Raw genomic sequence first — 20,752 nt, 5'->3', positions numbered from 1 at the left:
GCCCGTCGGCCTCCCCCCGACCTGAGGGTCAGCGCGCCTTGCGGCGCGAGCCGGGGCGGCGTTCGCTCGGCCGGTAGACCGGCTCGCCCGCCGCGGTGGCGGCGTCCCGGCGGGTGGCCCCGAAGTCGGCGAGCGCCTGGGCGAGCGCCGACGCGGACGGGGCCGGGGCCATCACGTCGACCCGCAGACCGTGCTCCTCCGCCGTCTTGGCGGTGGCCGGGCCGATGCAGGCGATGACGGTCACGTTGTGCGGCTTGCCCGCGATGCCGACCAGGTTGCGGACGGTCGAGGACGAGGTGAAGAGCACCGCGTCGAAGCCGCCGCCCTTGATCGCCTCCCGGGTCTCGGCCGGCGGCGGCGAGGCGCGCACCGTGCGGTACGCGGTCACGTCGTCGACCTCCCAGCCGAGCTCGACCAGGCCGGCCACCAGGGTCTCGGTGGCGATGTCGGCGCGCGGCAGCAGCACCCGGTCGATCGGGTCGAACACCGGGTCGTACGGCGGCCAGTCCTCCAGCAGCCCGGCGGCGGACTGCTCGCCGGAGGGCACCAGGTCGGGCTTGACGCCGAAGTCGACCAGGGCCTGCGCGGTGGTCTCGCCGACCGCCGCGACCTTGATCCCGGCGAACGCCCGGGCGTCCAGGCCGTACTCCTCGAACTTCTCCCGGACGGCCTTGACGGCGTTGACCGAGGTGAAGGCGATCCACTCGTAGCGGCCGGTGACCAGGCCCTTGATCGCCCGCTCCATCTGCTGCGGGGTGCGCGGCGGCTCGACCGCGATGGTCGGCACCTCCTGCGGCACCGCGCCGTACGAGCGCAGCTGCTCGGACAGGCCGTGGGCCTGCTCCTTGGTGCGCGGCACGAGGACGTTCCAGCCGAACAGCGGCTTGGTCTCGAACCACGAGTGCGAGGCGCGGTGGGCGACCTGCTCGCCCACCACGGCTATCACCGAGGTCGCCGGGTCCACCGGGGCGGAGACCGGCGAGGGCAGCACCCGGGCGGCCTTCAGGTCGGCGGCGATGGCGGACAGCGTGGAGGTGAAGGTGCGCTGCCGGGTGGTGGTGCCCGAGAGCGTCGCGGAGAGCGCCGCGTCGGGCTTGCGGCCGTGCGCCACCAGCGAGTTGGCGGTCGCGGGCAGCTGGCCCAGGGTGGTGCGCACCACCAGGGTGGTCTCCGGCGCGCCCAGGTCGACGACCTGGCCGGCCAGCAGCGCCTCGGCGTCCACGAAACGGACGTCCGCGCCCTGGCCGCCGCGCAGCGGCACGCCCGCGTAGGCGGGCACGCCCACCGACTGGGCGACGCCCGGGACGACCTCGAACGGCACGCCGGCCTGGGCGCAGCGCAGCATCTCCTGGGCGGCGCAGCCGTCCAGGCCGGGGTCGCCGTCGACGGTGCGGACCAGGTGGCGGCCGGCCTTGACCGCGTCGGCGGCCAGGTCGGCGAGCTCCTTGCCCGCGTCGGCCGGGTCGATGACCTGGACGCCGTGGGGACAGTGGGTGCGGACCGCGGCGGCGGTCAGCGGGTCGGCGATCAGTACGTCGGCGGTGCCGAGCACGTCGACGGCGCGCAGGGTGAGCAGTCCGGGGTCGCCGGGGCCGGCGCCGAGGAAGGTGCAGCGCCCTGCGGGCGGGTGGAATCCGGCGGCGGTCATCGGGCGCGCTCCCCCATCAGGTCGGCCGCTCCGGTGTCGAGCAGCCTGGTGGCCAGGGCGCGGCCCAGGGCCGCGGCCTGCTCCTCGGCGGTCTCGTCGGGGACGAGCGGGCCGGTGGCGGTCATGTTGAGCAGTTCGACGCCGTCGGTGGTGCCGACCACGCCGTCCAGGCGCAGTTCGGTGCCGGCCCAGGTCGCCAGCGCGGCGACCGGGGCGGAGCAGCCGGCCTCCAGGGTGGCGAGCAGGGCGCGTTCGGCGACCACGGCGGCCCGGGTGGGGCGGTGGTCGAGCCGGGCCAGGACGGCGGCCAGGGTCGGGTCGACGCACTCGACGGCGAGCGCGCCCTGCCCGGGGGCGGGCAGCATCAGCGCGGTGTCGAGGTGCTCGGTGATCTCGGCGGAGCGGCCGAGCCGGTTGAGTCCGGCGGTGGCCAGCACCACGGCGTCGAGTTCGCCGGAGGTGACGTGGTTGATCCGGGTGTCGACGTTGCCGCGGATCGGCACGGTCTCCAGGTCGGCGCCGCGGGCGCGGGCCCAGGCGTTCAGCTGGGCCATCCGGCGCGGGGAGCCGGTGCCGACCCTGACGGTGCGGCCGGCGGACTTGTCGACCAGCTCGGCCAGGGTCAGGCCGTCGCGGGCGACCAGCGCGTCCCGGACGTCCTCGCGCTCGGGGACGGCGGCCAGCAGCAGCCCGGCGGGGGCGGCGGTGGGCAGGTCCTTGAGCGAGTGGACGGCCAGGTCGATCCGGCCCTCCAGCAGGGCGTCGCGCAGGGCGGAGACGAACACCCCGGTGCCGCCGATCTGGGCCAGCGACTCGCGGGAGACGTCCCCGTACGTGGTGATCTCGACCAGCTCGACCCGGCGGCCGGTGACCTCGGCCACCTCCTCCGCGACCATGCCCGACTGGGCCATGGCGAGAGCGCTGCGGCGGGTGCCGAGGCGCAGCGGCGTCACTGTCTCTTGACCATTCATGAGGTGATCGTCCTGGTCGTGCTGGGGGGCTGACGGGGTGTTCATCTGGTTGCTCCGGCGGGCGGGACTGCTGCGGCCCGGTCGGTGGGGGCCTGGGTGACGGCGGCCTGGGCGGCGGGGATGCCGCCCGGCGGGATCGAGGACCCCGCCTGGGCGCCGATCGGGGTGCCGGAGACAGCGTGCACTGCCGCCGGGTCCAAGTCGAACAGTTCGCGCAGGGCCTCCGCGTAGGAGGCCCCGCCGGGTTCGGCGGCGAGCTGCTTGACCTTGACGGTGGGGGCGTGCAGCAGCTTGTCGACCACCCGGCGCACGGTCTGCGAGATCTCCGCGCTGGAGCGCTCGTCCAGGTCCGGCAGCCGGGAGGTGAGGCGGGCGAGCTCGCCGCTGACCACCTCGGAGGCCATGGCGCGCAGGGCGACCACGGTCGGGGCGATCCGGGCGGCGCGCTGCGCCTGGCCGAAGGCGGTGACCTCGTCCGCGACGATGGTGGAGACGGCGTCCACGTCGCCGGCGCCGGGGGTGGCGGCGTGCGCGTGCGAGAGGCTCTCCAGGTCGACCAGCAGCGCGCCGTCGAGGGCGTGCACGGCGTGGTCGACGTCCCGGGGCATGGCCAGGTCGAGGAAGGCGAGGGGCTGGGACGCGGTGCGGAGGGCGAGCGCGGCGGCGACCTCGGGGGCGTCGATCACGGTGCCGGCCGCGCCGGTGCAGGAGATCACCAGGTCGACGTCGGCGAGCGCCTGCGGGACCGCGGCGAGGTCCAGGGTGCGGGCGGTGCCGCCGAGGATCTCCGCCAGCCGCTCGGCGCGGGCCGGGGTGCGGTTGGCGACCAGCAGGTCGGTGACGCCGGAGCGGACCAGGGTGGCGGCGGCCAGCGAGCTCATCGAGCCCGCGCCGACCACCAGGGCGCGCTTGCCCGCGATCGGGCCGGCCCCGGCGGCGACCTGCTCCAGGCCGAAGGTGACCAGCGACTGGCCGGCCTTGTCGATGCCGGTCTCGCTGTGGGCCCGCTTGCCGACCCGCAGGGCCTGCTGGAACAGCTCGTTCAGGCCGCGGCCCGCGGTGTGCTCCTCCTGCGCCTTGGCCAGTGCGTCGCGCAGCTGGCCGAGGATCTGGCCCTCGCCGACGACCATCGAGTCCAGGCCGCAGGCCACCGAGAACAGGTGGTGGACGGCGCGGTCCTCGTAGTGCACGTACAGGTGGGGGGTGAGCTCGTCCAGGTCGACGCCGCTGTGCCCGGCGAGCAGCTGGGACAGCTCGGCGACGCCCGCGTGGAACTTGTCCACGTCGGCGTACAGCTCGATCCGGTTGCAGGTGTTGACCAGCGCGGCCTCGCCGACGGTCGCCGAGGCGGCCGCGTCGTGCAGCACCCTGGTCGGGCTGTCGCCGGTGAGCGCGGCGCGCTCCAGCACGCCGACCGGCGCGGTCCGGTGGCTCAGACCGACTACCAGAAGACTCATGCCCCCACCTCGTCGTGACGGATGTTCGTGCTCACGCCGGCATCACCGCGGACAGGTCGTCGTCCGGGCCGCCCTTGGCGGTCGGCGCGGCCTTCGCCGGCTCGGCCTTGCCGCCGGCGGCCCGGCGCAGCTTGGCGGCCGCGGCCCGGACCGGCCCGGGGGCGCGGTCGAGCACCGAGTCGCCCGCGGACGGCTCGTCGCCGGCCTTGCGCTGCTCGTGGAAGGCGAGGATCTGCAGCTCTATCGACAGGTCGACCTTGCGCACGTCGACCCCGTCCGGCACGGTCAGCACGGTCGGGGCGAAGTTCAGGATGCTGGTCACGCCCGCCTCCACCAGCCGGTCGCAGACCTGCTGGGCGGCACCGGGCGGGGTGGTGATCACGCCGATGGAGACGTGCTGGGTGGCGACGATCTCCTCCAGCTCGTCCATGTGCCGCACGGGCAGGCCCGCGGCGGTGCTGCCGACCACGTTGGGGTCGGCGTCCAGCAGGGCGGCTACCCGGAAGCCGCGGGAGGCGAAACCGCCGTAGTTGGCGAGGGCGTGGCCCAGGTTGCCGATGCCGACGATGACGACCGGCCAGTCCTGGGTGAGGCCCAGCTCGCGGGAGATCTGGTAGACGAGGTACTCCACGTCGTACCCGACGCCGCGGGTGCCGTAGGAGCCGAGGTAGGAGAAGTCCTTGCGGAGCTTCGCGGAGTTCACCCCGGCGGCCGCGGCCAGCTCCTCGGAGGAGACGGTGGGGACCGAGCGCTCGGAGAGCGCGGTCAACGCCCGCAGGTAGAGCGGGAGGCGGGCGACGGTGGCCTCCGGGATGCCCCGCGCACGCGAGGACCTGCGCGCGGCACCCGGGTCGGGCGTCTGCGAACTGCTGGGTGAGGGTCGGCCGATTGCCACGTTGCTCCTGCGGGTGAAGCTGGGCTTGAACCGCCAGGCTATGCGTTTGTGAACGTGTGCACAAAGATGGTGTCCGATTTGTCCCCGAACAGTGACACGCATCACTCGTATCCCGCCGAACCGATCAGCGCCCGCGGGCCCTCCACCCCGGCCGGCCAGGGCCCCAGCGGCGCCACCCGGCGCAGCAGCGGGGCGCCCTCCCCGGAACGCCCCGACCGGGCCGGGCCCAGCCGCGGCCACGGCACCACCGGCCGCACCGGCAGCGGCACCTCGGTGCAGCCGGTCCGCCGGCAGTGCCGCAGCAGCTCCACCGTCGCCAGCGCGTCCCCCAGCGCGGTGTGCGCCGGGAACCAGCCCAGCCCGGCCGCGTCCACGCACGCGGACAGGCCGAACCCGCCCGCCTCCGGCAGCAGTCGGCGGGCCATCCGCATCGTGCACAGCAGCGGCACCGGGGGCAGCGCCACCCCGATCCGCGCGAACTCCCGCTCCAGGAACGCCCGGTCACAGGTCACGTGGTGGCCGACCAGCACCCGGCCGGCCAGCAGCTCCAGCAGCCACGGCGCGATCTGCCGGAACCGCGGCGCCCCGAGCACGTCCTCCTGCGCTATCCCGTGCACGTGCGTCGGCCCGACCGGCCCGCCCGGGTCCACCAGCGTGGTGAACTCGCGCTCGATCCGCAGCCCGGCGTCCAACTGCACCACGGCGACCTCGACCACCCGGTGCCGCCAGGGGCTACGACCGGTGGCCTCGACGTCGACGACGGCGTAGCCGTTCATCGCGCCCTCCTCTGCACAGCCCCCGGCGGACACGGAAAACCGTTCGATCGTAAGCCGAGAAGTGAGCGAACTCCTAGGGCGATCTTCATCGAACGTTCACGAAGCAATGCCCTGCGGGAGCGAAACCAGGGGCTCGGGGAACGGCGAGCACGGGTCTGCGCGAGGTTCACTGCCGCCCAGCGCATCGGCTTCCGGTTCTGTTCACGGCACGCAGCAGCACGAACCTTCGATGGGCTCCGGCCACCAGCGGCACGGCCCCGCCGTTCCCCGGGCCCCTGGTGGTGCTTGCTCGTCCGCCGACAGTTCCCCGGGCCCCTGGAAGGCTTAAGCGCCCAGCGCCTTGCGCAGCCGCGTCTCGTCCACCCGCCAGAAGTCGTGCTGGCGGCCGTCGATCAGGGTCACCGGGATCTGCTCGGCGTACTGCTCGTACAGGGCCGGGTCCTGGAGGATGTCCTTCTCCTCGAAGGCCGCGCCCAGTTCGGCGGTGACCCTGAGCACCACCTCGCGGGCGTCCTCGCAGAGGTGGCAGCCGGGCTTGCCGATCAGGGTGACGGTGGTCTCGGCGGGGTTCTTCTTGGTGCGTCGCAGCAGGCTCACCGGTTCATTGTGCCGCCGCGCGTTCACTGCGGGGGCACTCCGCCGACACGGGTTCGGTCGGCCGGGCTGACTATGCTCGGCACATGGCCGCGCTGCGAAGGCTCACCCAGTCAAGGCGTTCCACCGACGATCGGACCGCCCTGGCGGGCGAGGCCGCGGCCGACGCCGCGGAGGGCGCGCTCCCGCCGGAGGAGCGGAAGGCGCCCGAGGGCGACCACACGCCGGTGCCCGGGGACGTCCGGGCGGCCGCGTTCTTCGACTGCGACAACACCATCCTGCGCGGGGCGGCGATCTTCTACCTCGGGGTCGGGCTGTACCGGCGGCGCTTCTTCTCCCGCCGCGACCTGGCCCGGTTCGCCTGGCAGCAGGCCGCGTTCCGGCTGCGCGGCTCGGAGAACCCGGACCACATCGCCGACGCCCGGGACAGCGCGCTGGGCCTGGTCGCGGGCAAGCGCACCGCGGACCTGGAGCGGATCTGCGAGGAGATCTTCGAGCCGGTGCTGGCCGAGAAGGTCTGGCCGGGGACGCGGGCGCTGGTGCAGATGCACCTGGACGCCGGGCAGCGGGTGTGGCTGGTGACGGCCGCGCCGCAGGAGGTGGCCCGGCTGATCGCGCGCCGGCTGGGCATGACCGGCGCGCTGGGCACCGTCGCGGAGACCCGGGACGGCGAGTACACCGGCCGGCTGGTCGGCGGGATGCTGCACGGCCCGGCCAAGGCGGCCGCGGTGCAGGCGCTCGCCCGGCGCGAGCAGTTGGACCTGGCGCGCTGCGCGGCGTTCAGCGACTCGGCCAACGACATCCCGATGCTGAGCCTGGTCGGCCACCCGTACGTGATCAACCCGGACGGGGCGCTGCGCCGGCACGCGCGAGCGATGGGCTGGCGGGTGCGGGACTTCCGGACCGGGCGGAAGGCGGCCCGGATCGGCGTCCCGGCGGCGGCCGGGCTGGGCGTGCTGGCAGGGGCGGCCGCGGCGGCGGTCGCGGTGCACCGGCGGCAGCGGGCCTGACGCCCGCGTCCGGGCGGGGCCGTCAACCCGGCACCGCCGACACGCCCTCCGGCGGGTGGTCGTGGCACGTCAGCGGGGGTGAACCCGCCCGGGACGGCGGACGGTTCGAGAACGTCCGGCCCTGACCGGAACTGATCGTTCGCCAGTCGGGCAAAGTCGTGGGTTGGGACCGCGGTTAGCGGGGAAACCGGGCCCGCGCACCGGTGTTCGGTCACCTGACGTGCACAAGTGGTCACATTGAGCCGGACGGATGGCGCCAACTCCGGTCACCGACAGGTGAATATGCGCAAGAAGTGGACCTCAACCGACCACTTCGACCACGCGGTGTAGCTGTCATTGCACAAAGCGTTATTCTCTCCTGGATGCACCCCACCCGAACGTCCCCGTGACGGGTGGCCAGTGCGGCGTGCTCTCCGCACAGGCGGAGGTGATCCGTCCACAGTTCTGCCTCTGGGAGTCCCGTGTACCCACCCGTCCGGAACGACGCGCCAGCCACCTCCCGCCCGTCGACCGCCACTCTGCGCCGCGGTGTGCGCCTGGAACGGCTGTGGGCCGCGATCCGCGAGTTCGAACTGATCGTCCCCGTGCCGCAGCCCGCAGTGGCCGGGGCCGCGTTCGCCGCCCCCGCCCCCGCGGCCTTCGCCGCGCCGCTGCTGCGCTCGACCACCACCGGCTCCGCCGCCGGCCCGACCACCGGACCCGCCGCGGGCGGCGCTCCGGCCACCGGCGGCCGCGGCCGCACCGTGCCCGCCCCCGGCACCCGCGGCCGGTCCCGCAGCGCGCCCGCCGGCCCCGGCTACGACACCGAGCACAACCCGGTGGTGGAGCTGGTCGAGCGGGCCCAGAACGGCGAGAGCGAAGCCTTCGGGCGGCTCTACGACCACTACGCCGACACCGTGTACCGGTACATCTACTACCGGGTCGGCAGCCGGGCCACCGCCGAGGACCTGACCAGCGAGACCTTCCTGCGCGCGCTGCGCCGGATCGGCACCTTCACCTGGCAGGGCCGCGACTTCGGCGCCTGGCTGGTGACCATCGCCCGCAACCTGGTGGCCGACCACTTCAAGTCCAGCCGGTTCCGGCTGGAGGTCACCACCGGCGAGATGCTGGACTCCAACGAGTGCGAGCGCAGCCCCGAGGAGTCGGTGCTGGAGTCGCTCTCCAACGCCGCCCTGCTGGACGCGGTGCGCCGGCTCAACCCGCAGCAGCAGGAGTGCGTGACGCTGCGCTTCCTGCAGGGCCTCTCGGTCGCCGAGACGGCCCGGATCATGGGCAAGAACGAGGGCGCCATCAAGACGCTGCAGTACCGGGCGGTGCGCACGCTGGCCCGCCTGCTGCCGCCGGACGCCAGGTGACCCGCCGGCCGTGGACGCGATAGCCCACAGACCGTCGTCGCCGCCCCCGGCGACCGACGGACCGTCAACCCGCCCCGGGCGCGACCACGTCCGGGTGACGGGGCGGTCATCTGCTCTGCTTAATACGCCAGGGGGGTCGTGCGTAACCGACTCCCGACACCGCTCGTTGGCCAGCGTGCAATCCGCCACCGGGCCCGCAGTCAAGTGGGAACCCAAGCTGTCACCCGATGGTGTGGTTTCGGCCTGTCGGGACAACCAACCGGCTGGCCACGGTGTCGAAAACGACGAAGGGAGGTGTGGCCCGTGACGGCAAACGTGCTTGAGCACCGGCGGGCGAAGTCCTTCGCCGAGGCGCTGGAGGCCCACCAGAGTGACCACCGGAGCGGCGGCTCGCACCGGGCCGGCTCCGCCGCCATGACCGAGCTCCTCGCGATGGCCGACGCCCTCGGTGCGGCCCCCGCCCCCGAGCTCGCCGCCGAGACGCGGACGGTCCAACGCGCCCGACTGATGGCCGCGTTCGAGCAGGAGTGGGCCGGCGGCGCACCCACCGCGGTCCTCCCCGTCCAGCGCGACCGGCGGGTCGGCCGGGTCCGCTGGGGCCGCCGCCTGGCGATCGGCGGCCTGGTCGCCGGCGTGGCCGTGGGCGGGTTCGCCGGAGCGGCCGCCGCGTCCACCAACGCCCTCCCCGGGGACGCCCTGTACGGCATGAAGCGCGGTCTCGAAGGGCTCCGGCTCGACTGGGCCGACAACGACACCGAGCGCGGCGCGCTGCTCCTCCAGCAGGCGTCCACCCGCCTCGACGAGGCGCAGAGCCTGCTCGGCCGCGCCGACAGCCCGACCTCGCTCAGCCCCGCCACGGTCGACCAGGTCCGCCGCGCGCTCGACGACATGCACGCCGAGGCGCTGCGCGGCCGCGACCTGCTGCGCGCCGTCTACCGCACCAACGGCTCGCTCACCCCGATGCGCCAGCTCGCCGGCTTCGCCGGGGAGGACCAGCGCTGGTCGGCCCTGCAGTCCAAGCTGCCGTCCGGGCTGAGCACCCAGGCGTCCAAGGTCGACCGGCTCTTCGACGACATAAGCGAGGACGTCGCGCCGCTCCGGCTGGAGCAGGTCACCGGCCAGGGCGGCAGCGGCGACAGCGGTAGCGGCGGCAGCGGAGCGGCCACCGGCGAGACCGGCACCTCGGGCGGGGCCACCGGCACGGACCCGGGCACCGGCCGGCAGCCGCTGCTCCCGGGCACCGGCAGCTCGGCCGGCACCGGCGGCGGCCACGCCCCGGCCACCGCGCCGTCCGGCCGGGCCAGCGCGACGCCCGGCGCCCCCACCGCGGGCGGCCTCGGCGACCTGCTGACCGGCCTGACCGGCTCCGGCGCCTCTCCCGCGCCCTCCGGCTCCGCCACCCCGGCGACGGGCGGCACCCCCGCCCCCTCCGGCTCCCCGACGGCACCCCCGGCGGACGGCGGCCAGGGCATCACCATCCCGCCGCTCATCCCGGGCCTGCTGCCGGGGCTGACGCTCAACTAGCGGTCCTGACAGGGGCGCGGGGAACCGCGCCCCTGGTCCCGTCTCAGCCGAAGACCGAGCGCCGCTGCACCAGCAGCTTGTACAGCGTGTGCTGGATGGTCTCCCGGACCTGGTCGGTGAGGTTGAAGACCAGCATCGGGTCGTCCGCCGCGTCCTTGGGGTAGCCGTCGGTCGGGATGGGCTCGCCGAACTGGATGGTCCACTTGGTGGGCAGCGGGATCGCGCCGAGCGGGCCGAGCCAGGGGAAGGTGGGCGTGATCGGGACGTAGGGCAGGCCGAGCAGCCGGGCCAGGGTCTTGAAGTTGCCGATCATCGGGTAGGTCTCCTCGGCGCCGACGATCGAGCAGGGCACGATCGGGACGCCGGCCCGCAGCGCGGAGGCGACGAAGCCGCCGCGGCCGAAGCGCTGGAGCTTGTAGCGCTCGGAGAAGGGCTTGCCGATGCCCTTGAAGCCCTCGGGCCAGACGCCGACCACCTCGCCGCGCTCCAGCAGGGTCTGGGCGTCCTCGTTGCAGGCCAGGGTGTGTCCGGCCTTGCGGGCGAGTTCGTTGACCACGGGCAGGACGAAGACCAGGTCGGCGGCGAGCATCCGCAGGTGCCGGTCGGCGTGGTCGTGGACGGCGACCTGGGTCATCAGGGCGTCCAGCGGGATGGTGCCGGAGTGGTTGGCGACGATCAGCACGCCGCCCTCGGCGGGGATGTGCTCGGTGCCGCGGACCTCGATCCGGAAGTACTTCTCGGCGAGCGGCCGCAGCAGGGCGAGGAAGACCTCCTCGGTGAGTTCCTCGTCGAAGCCGAAGTCGTCGACCTCGTAGTCGCCGGTGAGCCGGCGGCGCAGGAAGCCGAGGCCGTGGGCGGCGCGTTCCTCCCAGCCCTTGCCGAGGACCCGGGTGGCGGTGGCGCCGAGCTGTCCGGCGAGGGCGGCGCCGACGCCGTCGGCGATCCGGTCGGCGAGGCCGGGACGGGGTTCGGGGCCGTTCCAGCTGGGGGCGGATTCGATCGGGATGACCTTGGCCGCCGGGTCGGCGGGTTCCCGGGCGGCTGTCATCGCGGCCTCGATTCGTGGTTCTCGGTGGGGTGGTGGCCGGTGGGCCGGTGGCCGGCCGGGGGGTGGTCGCCGAGCAGGCCGGCCAGCCGGTCGGTGACGGCGGTGAGCCGCTCGGGCGGCAGGGGGCCGGCGGAGGTGTGCGCGACGAAGTCGGCGAAGGTCTCGGCGGTGGTCCAGCGCGGGGTGTGGCCGAACTCCTCGCGGAGCCGGACGGTGTCGACCACCCGTCCGTGGGTGAGGAGTTGGAGCTGTTCCTGGGAGAACGCCCGGTCCGCGGGGGCGGCCAGTCGGCGGGCCAGCCGGGCGACCAGGCCGAGGGCGGGCCGCAGCAGCGGGACGGTGGGGCGGCCGAGCCGGCGGGCGCACTGGGAGAGCAGCAGGACGCCGTCCCCGGCGACGTTGTAGGTGCCGGGGGGCGCGCCGAGGGCGGCGCGCCGGAGCACCTCCAGGGCGTCCTCCTCGTGGACGAACTGCAGCCGGGGGTCGTGGCCGAACGCGGTGGGCAGCACCGGGAGCCGGAAGTACGCGGCGAGCGGGGTGTCGCCGTCCGGGCCGAGGATGTTGGCGAAGCGCAGCACGGTGACCGCGACGTCGGGGCGGCGGCGGGCGAAGCCGCGGACGTAGCCCTCGACCTCGGCGGCGTCCCGGGCGAAGCCGCCGGGGGGCAGCGCCTTGGGCTGGGTGCGTTCGCCGAACACGGCCGGGTCGCGGGGCGCGGAGCCGTAGACGGCGGTGGTGGACTTGACGACCAGGCGGCGCAGTCCGGGGGCCTGCTGGCAGGCGCCGAGCAGCTGCATGCTGCCGATGACGTTGCTCTCCTTCACCGCCGTGCGGCCGCCGTGGCCGAGCGCGGTGACGTTGAGGTGCACGACGGTGTCGACCTCGTGCTCGGCGATCACCCGGGCGATCGCCGGGCGGCGCGGGTCGACCTGGGCGTAGCGGACGCCGAACGGCAGGTCGGCCGGCGGCGGGGCGGCGTCGACGCCCACCACCCGGTCCACCTCGGGGTGTTCGGAGATCCGTTCGGCGAACCGCGCGCCGAGCGGACGCGCCACGCCGGTGACGAGCACGACCTTGCCCACGATGCCCCGACCTCCCTGGATGCCCACCCTGGTGTGCACCGTACCGCGCGGAGCGGACGGGGGCTGAAACGCCACTGCCCGCCCCGGGGATTTCTCCCTGGGACGGGCAGTGGTACACCACCGGCGCCAGTTCTTCCTGCGACGCTGAAAGCGAGTCCGTGGCTGACCCCCGCGCGAGCGGGGACGGCGCCGACCGGTGTTACTTCTTGTTGCGACGCTGGACCCTGGTCCTCTTCAGAAGCTTGCGGTGCTTCTTCTTGGCCATACGCTTGCGACGCTTCTTGATGACAGAGCCCACGGAATTTCCTCGCTCACTCGGACCCGCGCCCGTGAGAGCCGGGAGTCCATACGACTGACGGAGGCCCTAGCCTACCGTCCACCTCGCGTTTGCCGTAATCGGTGCCCCGGTGGGGCTCCGGCCTACGCGCTTTCGAGCCGCACGTAGGACTCCTGGAGGTACTCGTGCACCTTCTGCTCGGGCACCCGGAAGGAGCGTCCGACCCTGATGGCCGGAAGCTCTCCGCTGTGCACGAGGCGGTAGACCGTCATCTTCGACACCCGCATCACCGAGGCGACCTCGGCCACGGTCAGGAAGACGACATCCTGCAGGGGACGCTCGCCGGAACTCATGACCCATCACCCGACCCTTACCCGTGTGCAAGGCACCGGCTTCCCCTCCGGTGACTCCACCGGCACACGTGTATCCCCAGAGTAGTTATGCGTGGTACGGGTGGGAAGAGGGGGGCCGTCACCTGTTGTACGGTGCGAGATCCGCCCGTTGCAGTACGTAGTCGCTCAGCGGAACGTAGCAGCTGGGCGCGGAGCCGTCCTCCAGCGGGACGACCACCTCGACCAGGCCGTCCGCCTCGGCGGCGAACGGGGCGACGTCGTTGCAGTCCGCGACGCCCCCGGCGGGGATGCCGAGGCGGCCCGCGCCGCACAGCCAGCCGTGGTCGCCCAGCACCAGGTCGGGCGGGCGGTGGCCGGCGTCGGCGAGGGCGGCCAGGGCGAGCCGGACGGGCAGCGGGGAGTGGGTGTGCGCGAGGTCGCCGGGGCCGGGGCGGCCGGGGCCGTCGGGGCCGTCCAGGGCGCGCACCACCAGGACGCCGTCGAGCACGTCGATGTGGCGGGGACGCTCGCCCTCGGGGGTGGGCTCGCGGAAGCGCGTGCCCCGCGCGGGGGTGTGCACGGTGCAACCGGCTGCTTCGAGCGCCTCGGACAGCGCGCGGTGGAAGTCGGCCAGCTTGGTGGGGTGCCCGGTGCCGGCCAGCACGCTGCCGCGCCGGTCGGCGGTGCGGCGCAGCAGGGCGGCGAGCCGGTCCAGGGCGTCGAGGGTGCGGTCGGGGTCGATCGAGTCCGGGCCCTGGAGGTGGCGCGGGTCGGGGTTCACGCCGACCCGGTCGGCCATCAGCGCCAGCACGGCGGCCTCGTCGCGGCGGGGCAGCGGGTCGAGGCCCATCAGCGTCCTGGGGTCGCCCTGGGCGAACAGCCGGTAGTGCCGGAGGTTGTTCTGCCGGGGCGTCGGGACCTCGGGTCCGGCCAGCCGGTGCTTGACCAGGTAGTCGCGCAGTTCCCCGCGGTCGATCCGGGCGGGCCGGGCGGTCACGGGATCAGCCCGTGGTGCGGCAGGACGGCCCGGCGGGCGGCCAGGATCGCCTGGTCGAGGCGGTCGGCGGGGTCGTAGCCGCCGTCGTGGAAGTCGGACCAGTGCGGGGTGGCGCCGTCGGTCATCCGCAGCGGGGCGGGGCGGCGGGTGAGCCGGTAGGTCTCGGCGCGCCACTCCTCGGGGGTCTCGGTGGCCGGGTCGACGGGGTGTCCGGCGGCGGTGGCGACCAGGTGCGTCCAGGTGCGGGGCACCACGTCGACCACCGCGTACCCGCCGCCGCCGGTGGCGATCCAGCGGCCGTCGGCGTGCTCGTGGGCGAGGCGGTGGACGGCCTCGGCGATGATCCGCTGGGCGTCGACGGTGACGGCGAAGTGCGCGAGCGGGTCCTCGACGTGGGTGTCGGCGCCGTGCTGGCTGACGATCACCTGCGGGCGGAACGCTGCCAGCAGTTCCGGCACCAGGGCGTGGAAGGCCCGCAGCCACCCGGCGTCGCCCGTCCCGGCGGGCAGCGGCAGGTTGGCGGCGCTGCCCTCGGCGTCCGGGCCGCCGGTCTCGGTGGCCCAGCCGGTCTGCGGGAACAGCGTGGCGGGGCTCTCGTGCAGCGAGACGGTCAGCACCCGGGGGTCGTTCCAGAACGCCTGCTGCACGCCGTCGCCGTGGTGGACGTCCACGTCGACGTAGGCGACCCGCTCGGCGCCGAGTTCGAGCAGCCGGGCGATGGCCAGCGCCGGGTCGTTGTAGACGCAGAACCCGGACGCCCGGCCGGGCAGCGCGTGGTGCAGCCCGCCCGCGAAGTTGACGGCGTGCGGCGTCTCGCCGCGCCACACCGCCTCGGCGGCGGCCACCGACTGCCCGGCGATCAGCGCGGAGGCGGTGTGCAGCCCCGGGAACGCCCAGTTGTCGTCCGTCCCCAGCCCGTGCGCGTCGTCCACGGCGGACGGGTCGGCGGCGGCCCGCTTCACCGCCGCCAGGTACTCGGCGGTGTGCACCAGCCGCAGCGTCGACTCCCCGGCCGGCGGCGCCGAACGCACCGTCACCGACGGCCGCTTCGTCAGCCCGAGCGACTCGACCAGCCGCATCGTCAGCGCGAGCCGCGTCGGGTCCATCGGGTGCCCCGGCCCGAAGTCGTATCCGGTCTCTGCCTCGTCCCAGAACAGGTGCAGGCCGCAGGTGGTGTCCGCCATGCCCCACACCGTATCGGGACCGCCCCCGCCACCCCGCGTTGCCGTGGCGACGGGCCTCCGCGCCGGTGGGGCGCGAGGATGGCGCGGGTGACCGACACCTCGGCCGTCCGGGCGGCGGCAGACCTCTGGCACCACTACGGCCGTGGCCGGGCCGGGACCGATCGGGGCGTTCCCGGTGGCTTCGCCTGGACGTGGGGGCAGGACTGCGGGCCCGGGGCGGAGCTCCTCGGGGGCGACCTCGGCGGGTTGACGATCGGCGACCTCGGTTCCGGCTCCGGCCGGCACGCCGCGCACCTCGTCGTGCACCACCGTCCGGCCCGGGTCGACGCCGTGGACGCCTCGCCCGCCCAGTGCGCCATGGCCGAAGACCTGTACGGCTTCCTCGCGCCCCGGCTGCGGCTGGTCCGCTCCGAGGCCGTCGGGCACCTCCTGGGCCACCCCGGCGCGTACGACGTGCTGTACTCCGTCTTCGGCAGCCTCGACTTCACCGACCCGGCCGAGCTGCTTCCGGCCGCCGCGAGCGCCCTGCGGCCCGGTGGGCTGCTCGTCGCCTCGACGCTCGGCCACTACCTCGGCGGGGCCCCGGCGGAGGCGGACGTGGTGCCCGCCGACATTCCGGCCAGGACGCCCGGGGGTGCGGCCGCGACGATGCGCCGCTGGGTCCTCCAGGAGCAGGTCTGGGCGAAGGCCCTGGACGCGGCCGGGTTCAGCGCCGTCAGCACCGAGCGGGTCGCGCCCGCCGTGCCCGGGGGCCGCAGCGCGGAGACCCTGCTGGTGCGTGCTGTGCGCTGACCCTGAACGGAGTTGATGGCTTTTCGGGCATCAGATCGTCGGAATGTGACTGCCCGTCGATCGCTTGGCGCGGAGCGTAGTCGGCGTGTTACGTTCCGCAGCAGTCGAAGGAAAAGTTTCGCCCCGGCGGTGCGCCAACACCCCGGGGCATGGCACAGGAGCAAGACCTCCCATGCGCATCAATCGTAGCCCGCACACGGGCAACTTCACGATCCTCCCGAACGAGATCCTGCAGAACTCCGGCCTCCGCCACGGACCCCGGGGCCTGCTCTGCTTCCTGCTCTCCCTCCCCGACGGCCAGTGGATGCCCGCCCCGGAGATGGCCCGCCGCTCCGGCGACACCTCCACCGCCGTCCGCAAGTGGCTGCGCGAGCTGACCGAGGCCGGCTACTACGTCGTCCGCCCGCTCCGGATCGCCAAGGGCCGCATCATCTCCGTGCAGCACGTCACCGACGTCGCCTGGAAGTTCCCATCGCTGCAGGTCGCACCGACTGCGGGGAAACCGGAATCCGGTCACGGGGGGTCCCTAAAGACAAAGAAACAAGAGCAAGAAACCCCCCTCCCTCCCCTCCCTCCCGAACCGCCTGCGGCGCCGCCCGCCAAACCGCCCGCGATCCCGCGCCAGCGCACCCGGACCGCACCGCGCCCGCCCGCCCCCGCGCCCGTCCTCGACGGCCGGGCCCGCACCGCCGCCGACGCCCTGCTGCGCGTCGTCCGCCGCGAACCCCGCCTGCGGATCGGCGAGGCCGAGGCCGCCCGCCTCGCCCCGCTGGTCGTCCACTGGATCGACCGGGGCAGCACCCCCGCCGACCTCGCCGCCGCACTGCTCCCCGGCCTCCCGGACCACGTCCACTCCCCCGCCGGGTTCCTGCGCCGCCGCCTGACCGACAAGCTCCCCGCCACCTTCGCCCCACCCGCCCCCGCCCCCACCTGCGCCACCTGCCACGACCCCGTCCCCCGCCCCGGCATCTGCCCGCCCTGCACCCAGGCCCCGCCACCCGCCCCCGTCACCCCCGGCACCGGCGCCGCCCTGGCCCGCGAGGCCCTCCACCGCGCCCGGGCGGCCTGACGCCCCGGCCCGCCGAGAGGGACGGTGATGAGCCCCGACGCCCGGAACCGGACCGCGTGGTCCGACGAGTCGTTCCAGGAGGAGAACTCGTCGGGCTTCTACATCATCGCCGCTGCGGTGATCGAGCCCGGCGCGGAAGAAGGGGCACGCGACACGATGCGGGCCCTCCGGTGCCGGGGCGGTCGAGCGGACCGCAAGTTGCACTGGACGGAGATGGACCACCGCCAGCGAACGGACGCGGCCCGGGCGGTGGCGTCCCTGCAAGGACTGCACGTGGTGACGTTCGGCGCCCCGGTCCCGGTGCGGCGCCAGGAGCGGGCCCGGGCGAAGTGCCTCGCCGAGTTGGTGGCCGGGCTGCACGGGTTAGGGGTGGACCGTCTGTACGTCGAGGCCCGGGAACCGTCGCTGAACGAACGCGACGTGCGGACGGTCATGGCAGCACGTCGCACGCTGCCCACGGGCAGCGCTTTCCGGGTGGAACACGTCCACGGCGGGAACGAGCCGCTGCTGTGGATCGCCGACGTCGTAGCCGGTGCCCGGCGGTTCGCGCAGTTCGGGCGCGACGAGTACTGGCAGCGCTTCGGGGACTCGGCCGTGGAAGTGGACGTCGTCACGGACTGCTGACCGCGCCCGGAAAAGCGCCGAGCCAGGCTCCCGGTCTGCCCCAGGTCACCTGGCTCCACGACTTCCGGGAATCCGCGATCCCCGGCGCCACCCCCACTGTATCCAATCTCGCGGAACCGGGCCGGGCGCTCCACCGCGCGGGAAGGTCAGAACGAGCGGGCGATGTCCTTGAGCAGGCGCAGGGCCTTGCGGCGGCGGGGAGCGGTGGCGCGCCAGTGCTGCTCCGCCTCCACGCTGGCGCGGGTGACGGCCAGTTGCCGGTCGGTGGTGCGGACCGGATCGATGCGATGGGTGTTGGTCATCAGCGAGTTGAAGTGGAACTCCCCGATCCCCAGGCAGGCAGCCGCCTCCTCCCGGGTCATCCAGGCACCGTCCGGCGGGAGCGCCCGGTAGGCGAAGGGGATCTGCGGGAGGCTGTCTCTCCAGGGCTTCACCCGGGCATTGTGCTCGCCGACCCGCCGGGTCCGCGCCCGAACGGCGGGAGGCCGCCCAGCAGGTCGGGGTTCACCATCGCACTGCCGTATCGACGTGTGGGCCGGGTCGCGGCAGTGGGGAGCGGGGCGGCGTGATCACTTGCGCCGGGTGACGGCCAGGGCGGCCGAGCCCAGTACCAGCAACGCGAGCGCGCCGGCCAGCACCGCTTCGGTCTCGTCCGTCCCGGTGTCGGGCAGTGGGGGCACCGGCCTTGCCGTCGCACTCGCGCTGGGGGAGGGCGTGGGCGTTCCGGACGGGGAGGGCGACGGCGAGGGGGATGGGGAGGGGGACGGGGAGGGGGACGGGGACGGGGACGGGGAGGGCGAGGGCGTCACCAGGAGGGTCTCCTCCGGGTCGCCCAGCCCGTGTTCGACCGGTTCCTGGCCGCCCGTCAGCACGTCGTGCGTCATCACCGTCCCGAAGCTGTAGCAGCCGGCCGCCGCGAGCCGGACCGCCTCGGTGGTGACGGAGCCGTCGGCGGTGAGGTCGTGCGGAGCGAGCCGGGCGGTGACGGGGAGGTCGGGGGCGGTCCAGTCGAGCCCGGCGCAGCCGCCGTCGGCGGCGGGGGGCAGCGGGCCGTACAGGGTGGGTTCGAGGTGGACGGTGCGGCCGGGGGTGATGCCGGTGACGGTGAGGGTGTCGGTGGCCTCCCGGCCGGCCGGGAGGGTGCTCGCCGAGGCCCGGGTGGTGAGGGTCAGGACGGGCGGCACGGGGCGCGGGTCGACCCGGAGGGTCTCGGCGGGGTCGCCGGGCGGGAGGTCGACGGGGTCGGTGGCTTCGGGTTGCAGCCGGGCCCCGAAGGAGTAGCAGCCGGGTTCGCCGGTGGTCCGGTCGGGGAGGGTGACCCGGCCGTCGCCGGTGAGCGGGACGGGGTCGTAGACCGCCTCGACGGGCAGCCCGGCACCGTCCCACCCGGCCTGCCCGCAATCCCCGGAGCCGGGGACGGGCAGCGGCCCGTACAGCGTGGCGGTGAGCGTGGCGGGCCCGCGCAGGCCGGTGACGTCGAAGCTGTCGGAGACGGGGGCGCCGCTGGTGAGCACGGCCGTGGAGACCTGGCTGGTGAGGCGCGGCGGGTCTCCGGGTACCAGGGTCAGGGTCCGTTCGGTCTTGCCCGTCAGCGGTACGGCGGTGGCGAGCATCATCGACTGCACCCGTACCGCCGGGTCCCCCGCCATGTACGTCCCGATGGCGGCCTGCACGGGCCCCTCGGCGTGCAGCACGACCTGTCCGGCGGGCCCGCGCAGCCACAGCCGCCCGCCGAGCGGGAGGGCGTCGCCGCTGGTGAAGGGCACCGTCCCGGCGGCGTCGGTGTACGCGTCGACGCCCGCGCCGTCGATCCGGACGGTGACCGGCCCGAGCGCGTTCGCGCCGACGGTGTACGGCCCGACCAGGGTCTGCGCGTCGCCGCCGCCGGGTCCGTCGATGGTCGGCGTCGGGTCGGCGGGCGGGTCGAGCGGCCCGGCGGCGAGGGCGCCGTCGACGACCTGCTTGACCGAGTCGTACAGCGCGGGCACCTGGTAGTCGGGCGGCATCGCGATGCCGTCGGTGAACCAGTGGATCGCCATCGCGACGGCCCCGGAGCGCTGCCGGTTGATCACGGTGGCGTTGGTGCCGGGCACGGTGGGCAGGTCGCTGTTGGGCCAGTAGGTGGCGAGGATCCGCCGGACGTAGCCGGCGTCGCGGACGGGTGCGGCGTCCTGCGGGTCGTAGCCGGTGCCGGAGAGCTGCCCGGCGGCGTACTGCACGCAGTAGCCGGTGGCGATGACCACGGCGCTCGGGTCGGTGCGCGGGTTCTTGTCGTAGAACTTGTACCGGCAGGCGTTGGTGCCGCCGGTGGCGGTGAACCCGAGCGCGGCCGGGTCGTAGCCGAACGCCGGGTAGCCGGCTGTCGGGTCGTACCCGGCGGGCGCGGCGTACGGTTTGGGCTGCCCGTCCCGGGCGCCGACTTCCAGGCAGCCGTCGGTGCCGTACTGGTAGGCGGCGAACGGCGCCTGCGGCGGCACCGCCCCGGCCGTCGCGGGCCAGGACCAGGACCAACAGGTGGCCAGCAGCACCAGGACCGCCCAGACCGCCGCCACGCTCCGCCGCATCGCCGTCCGCCCTCCGCCAGGCACCCGTTCCGGCCCGACGCTAAGCACGGTGCAACCACGAACGGCCGCCGACACGAACGCCACCGTCTTCCCGTCACCCGGCCGGGCGTGCCGGGCCCGTCGGCGCATCCCTCCACGCGCCCTGCCCGGCTGCTGCAGCGCAGATCTGCAACACGTCACCCAGGAACTCAACGGTCTCCCACGCCAGGCTGTGTTGCGAGGACCGTCAGAACCCGAGCCCGCCCGGCCCGGTGCTAGCTGTCCGCCCGGTCGTTCTGGTCGGGCGGGGTGTGGACTTCGCTCCAGACGAGTTCGCGGGCGGTGCCGTTGTTGCGGGAGGGCGGGGAGTAGCGGTGTCCCCAGCGGTCGCCCAGGGCGAGGGCTTTGAGGACGGCCAGGTGGTCCTCGGGGCTGGGGGAGCCGTCCTCGGGCCGGAAGATCCGTAGTTCGACGCGTTAGCCGTCCGGGATGACGGTCAGCCTGGCCTCCCCGCCGCCCGCCTCGGCGAGCCGTTCGGCGATCTCCCAGGCGCGTTGCCGCAACACGTCGCTCA

At 74.6% G+C, this 20,752-nt stretch carries 20 protein-coding genes; 6 read left to right on the top strand and 14 right to left on the bottom strand.

The window, feature by feature from the left end; translation table 11 throughout:
• Positions 1–28 precede the first annotated feature (28 nt).
• The 6 genes from ABD345_RS19125 to ABD345_RS19100 all read right to left on the bottom strand — a co-directional run bounded on the left by ABD345_RS19125 (position 29) and on the right by ABD345_RS19100 (position 6,338).
• Entirely contained in the window at positions 29–1,648 is a 1,620-nt protein-coding gene (locus ABD345_RS19125; RefSeq protein ID WP_344553511.1) for a bifunctional uroporphyrinogen-III C-methyltransferase/uroporphyrinogen-III synthase, read from the bottom strand.
• Positions 1,645–2,619, bottom strand: a complete 975-nt coding sequence (hemC, locus tag ABD345_RS19120; RefSeq protein WP_344553510.1) for a hydroxymethylbilane synthase — start codon at positions 2,617–2,619, stop codon at positions 1,645–1,647. The genes ABD345_RS19125 and hemC overlap by 4 nt, the downstream gene beginning before the upstream one ends.
• Positions 2,620–2,660: 41 nt before the next feature.
• On the bottom strand, positions 2,661–4,076 hold the full coding sequence (locus ABD345_RS19115; protein ID WP_344553509.1) for a glutamyl-tRNA reductase: 1,416 nt from the start codon (positions 4,074–4,076) through the stop codon (positions 2,661–2,663).
• Positions 4,077–4,107: 31 nt separating this feature from the next.
• Positions 4,108–4,965: a redox-sensing transcriptional repressor Rex gene (locus tag ABD345_RS19110; protein WP_344553641.1), complete on the bottom strand. Its 858-nt coding sequence runs from the start codon at positions 4,963–4,965 to the stop codon at positions 4,108–4,110.
• Between the two features lie 107 nt (positions 4,966–5,072).
• Positions 5,073–5,747 carry a 3'-5' exonuclease gene (locus ABD345_RS19105; RefSeq protein WP_344553508.1) on the bottom strand — a complete coding sequence of 225 codons (675 nt, stop codon included), beginning with the start codon at positions 5,745–5,747 and terminating at the stop codon, positions 5,073–5,075.
• Between the two features lie 324 nt (positions 5,748–6,071).
• Complete coding sequence (locus tag ABD345_RS19100) at positions 6,072–6,338, bottom strand: glutaredoxin family protein (protein WP_344553639.1); 267 nt, start codon at positions 6,336–6,338, stop codon at positions 6,072–6,074.
• A gap of 89 nt (positions 6,339–6,427) precedes the next feature.
• On the opposite strand from ABD345_RS19100, the gene ABD345_RS19095 reads away from it, so the two are divergent.
• The 3 genes from ABD345_RS19095 (at position 6,428) to ABD345_RS19085 (ending at position 10,230) form a co-directional block, all read left to right on the top strand.
• A complete protein-coding gene (locus tag ABD345_RS19095; protein ID WP_344553507.1) occupies positions 6,428–7,351 on the top strand; it encodes an HAD family hydrolase in 924 nt (307 codons plus the stop codon).
• Between the two features lie 461 nt (positions 7,352–7,812).
• Entirely contained in the window at positions 7,813–8,706 is an 894-nt protein-coding gene (locus tag ABD345_RS19090) for an ECF subfamily RNA polymerase sigma factor, BldN family (protein WP_425556850.1), read from the top strand.
• Positions 8,707–9,009: 303 nt separating this feature from the next.
• Positions 9,010–10,230 (top strand): DUF5667 domain-containing protein, encoded by a 1,221-nt coding sequence (locus tag ABD345_RS19085; RefSeq protein WP_344553506.1) that lies wholly within the window; start codon positions 9,010–9,012, stop codon positions 10,228–10,230.
• A 43-nt stretch (positions 10,231–10,273) separates the two neighbouring features.
• Here ABD345_RS19085 and ABD345_RS19080 read toward each other — a convergent pair whose 3' ends face one another.
• The 6 genes from ABD345_RS19080 to ABD345_RS19055 all read right to left on the bottom strand — a co-directional run bounded on the left by ABD345_RS19080 (position 10,274) and on the right by ABD345_RS19055 (position 15,150).
• Positions 10,274–11,278: a lysophospholipid acyltransferase family protein gene (locus tag ABD345_RS19080; protein ID WP_344553504.1), complete on the bottom strand. Its 1,005-nt coding sequence runs from the start codon at positions 11,276–11,278 to the stop codon at positions 10,274–10,276.
• Positions 11,275–12,360: an NAD-dependent epimerase/dehydratase family protein gene (locus ABD345_RS19075; protein WP_344553502.1), complete on the bottom strand. Its 1,086-nt coding sequence runs from the start codon at positions 12,358–12,360 to the stop codon at positions 11,275–11,277. The genes ABD345_RS19080 and ABD345_RS19075 overlap by 4 nt, the downstream gene beginning before the upstream one ends.
• Before the next feature lie 199 nt (positions 12,361–12,559).
• Positions 12,560–12,658: a 30S ribosomal protein bS22 gene (locus ABD345_RS19070; protein ID WP_003948845.1), complete on the bottom strand. Its 99-nt coding sequence runs from the start codon at positions 12,656–12,658 to the stop codon at positions 12,560–12,562.
• Between the two features lie 122 nt (positions 12,659–12,780).
• The gene (locus ABD345_RS19065) at positions 12,781–12,990 is read right to left on the bottom strand and encodes a helix-turn-helix domain-containing protein (protein WP_014136488.1); all 210 of its coding nucleotides are present in this window, start codon (positions 12,988–12,990) and stop codon (positions 12,781–12,783) included.
• Positions 12,991–13,108: 118 nt separating this feature from the next.
• Complete coding sequence (locus ABD345_RS19060; protein WP_344553501.1) at positions 13,109–13,966, bottom strand: phosphatase; 858 nt, start codon at positions 13,964–13,966, stop codon at positions 13,109–13,111.
• Positions 13,963–15,150: an acetoin utilization protein AcuC gene (locus tag ABD345_RS19055; RefSeq protein WP_344553500.1), complete on the bottom strand. Its 1,188-nt coding sequence runs from the start codon at positions 15,148–15,150 to the stop codon at positions 13,963–13,965. Before ABD345_RS19055 ends, ABD345_RS19060 begins: the two co-directional genes overlap by 4 nt.
• Positions 15,151–15,237: 87 nt before the next feature.
• Between ABD345_RS19055 and ABD345_RS19050 the strand changes: the two genes are divergently transcribed.
• From ABD345_RS19050 to ABD345_RS19040, 3 genes are all read left to right on the top strand, one after another.
• A complete protein-coding gene (locus ABD345_RS19050; RefSeq protein ID WP_344553499.1) occupies positions 15,238–15,942 on the top strand; it encodes a class I SAM-dependent methyltransferase in 705 nt (234 codons plus the stop codon).
• A 172-nt stretch (positions 15,943–16,114) separates the two neighbouring features.
• Positions 16,115–17,011: a helix-turn-helix domain-containing protein gene (locus ABD345_RS19045; RefSeq protein ID WP_344553497.1), complete on the top strand. Its 897-nt coding sequence runs from the start codon at positions 16,115–16,117 to the stop codon at positions 17,009–17,011.
• 27 nt (positions 17,012–17,038) lie between these two features.
• Positions 17,039–17,635, top strand: coding sequence for a hypothetical protein (locus ABD345_RS19040; protein ID WP_344553496.1), 597 nt, complete (start codon positions 17,039–17,041; stop codon positions 17,633–17,635).
• A 146-nt stretch (positions 17,636–17,781) separates the two neighbouring features.
• Here the strand turns inward: ABD345_RS19040 and ABD345_RS19035 are convergent, their stop codons facing one another.
• Both ABD345_RS19035 and ABD345_RS19030 read right to left on the bottom strand, forming a co-directional pair.
• Positions 17,782–18,069, bottom strand: a complete 288-nt coding sequence (locus ABD345_RS19035; RefSeq protein WP_344553494.1) for a DNA-binding protein — start codon at positions 18,067–18,069, stop codon at positions 17,782–17,784.
• Positions 18,070–18,204: 135 nt separating this feature from the next.
• The gene (locus ABD345_RS19030; protein WP_344553492.1) at positions 18,205–20,199 is read right to left on the bottom strand and encodes an LPXTG cell wall anchor domain-containing protein; all 1,995 of its coding nucleotides are present in this window, start codon (positions 20,197–20,199) and stop codon (positions 18,205–18,207) included.
• Positions 20,200–20,752: the final 553 nt, after the last annotated feature.

Source organism: Kitasatospora saccharophila, from assembly GCF_039529925.1.
Classification (GTDB): Bacteria; Actinomycetota; Actinomycetes; order Streptomycetales; family Streptomycetaceae; genus Kitasatospora; species Kitasatospora saccharophila.
Note: the sequence above shows the minus strand (reverse complement) of the source record. Positions and strands in the feature narration are given on the sequence as shown.

Excerpts from the sequence above, each read along its gene's own strand:
- ABD345_RS19040 (WP_344553496.1), top strand. The coding sequence starts at position 17,039 with ATGAGCCCCGACGCCCGGAACCGGACCGCGTGGTCCGACGAGTCGTTC.
- ABD345_RS19095 (WP_344553507.1), top strand. The coding sequence starts at position 6,428 with ATGGCCGCGCTGCGAAGGCTCACCCAGTCAAGGCGTTCCACCGACGAT.
- ABD345_RS19030 (WP_344553492.1), bottom strand. The coding sequence starts at position 20,199 with ATGCGGCGGAGCGTGGCGGCGGTCTGGGCGGTCCTGGTGCTGCTGGCC.
- ABD345_RS19055 (WP_344553500.1), bottom strand. The coding sequence starts at position 15,150 with ATGGCGGACACCACCTGCGGCCTGCACCTGTTCTGGGACGAGGCAGAG.
- ABD345_RS19045 (WP_344553497.1), top strand. The coding sequence starts at position 16,115 with ATGCGCATCAATCGTAGCCCGCACACGGGCAACTTCACGATCCTCCCG.
- ABD345_RS19080 (WP_344553504.1), bottom strand. The coding sequence starts at position 11,278 with ATGACAGCCGCCCGGGAACCCGCCGACCCGGCGGCCAAGGTCATCCCG.
- hemC (WP_344553510.1), bottom strand. The coding sequence starts at position 2,619 with ATGAATGGTCAAGAGACAGTGACGCCGCTGCGCCTCGGCACCCGCCGC.
- ABD345_RS19115 (WP_344553509.1), bottom strand. The coding sequence starts at position 4,076 with ATGAGTCTTCTGGTAGTCGGTCTGAGCCACCGGACCGCGCCGGTCGGC.
- ABD345_RS19125 (WP_344553511.1), bottom strand. The coding sequence starts at position 1,648 with ATGACCGCCGCCGGATTCCACCCGCCCGCAGGGCGCTGCACCTTCCTC.
- ABD345_RS19065 (WP_014136488.1), bottom strand. The coding sequence starts at position 12,990 with ATGAGTTCCGGCGAGCGTCCCCTGCAGGATGTCGTCTTCCTGACCGTG.
- ABD345_RS19105 (WP_344553508.1), bottom strand. The coding sequence starts at position 5,747 with ATGAACGGCTACGCCGTCGTCGACGTCGAGGCCACCGGTCGTAGCCCC.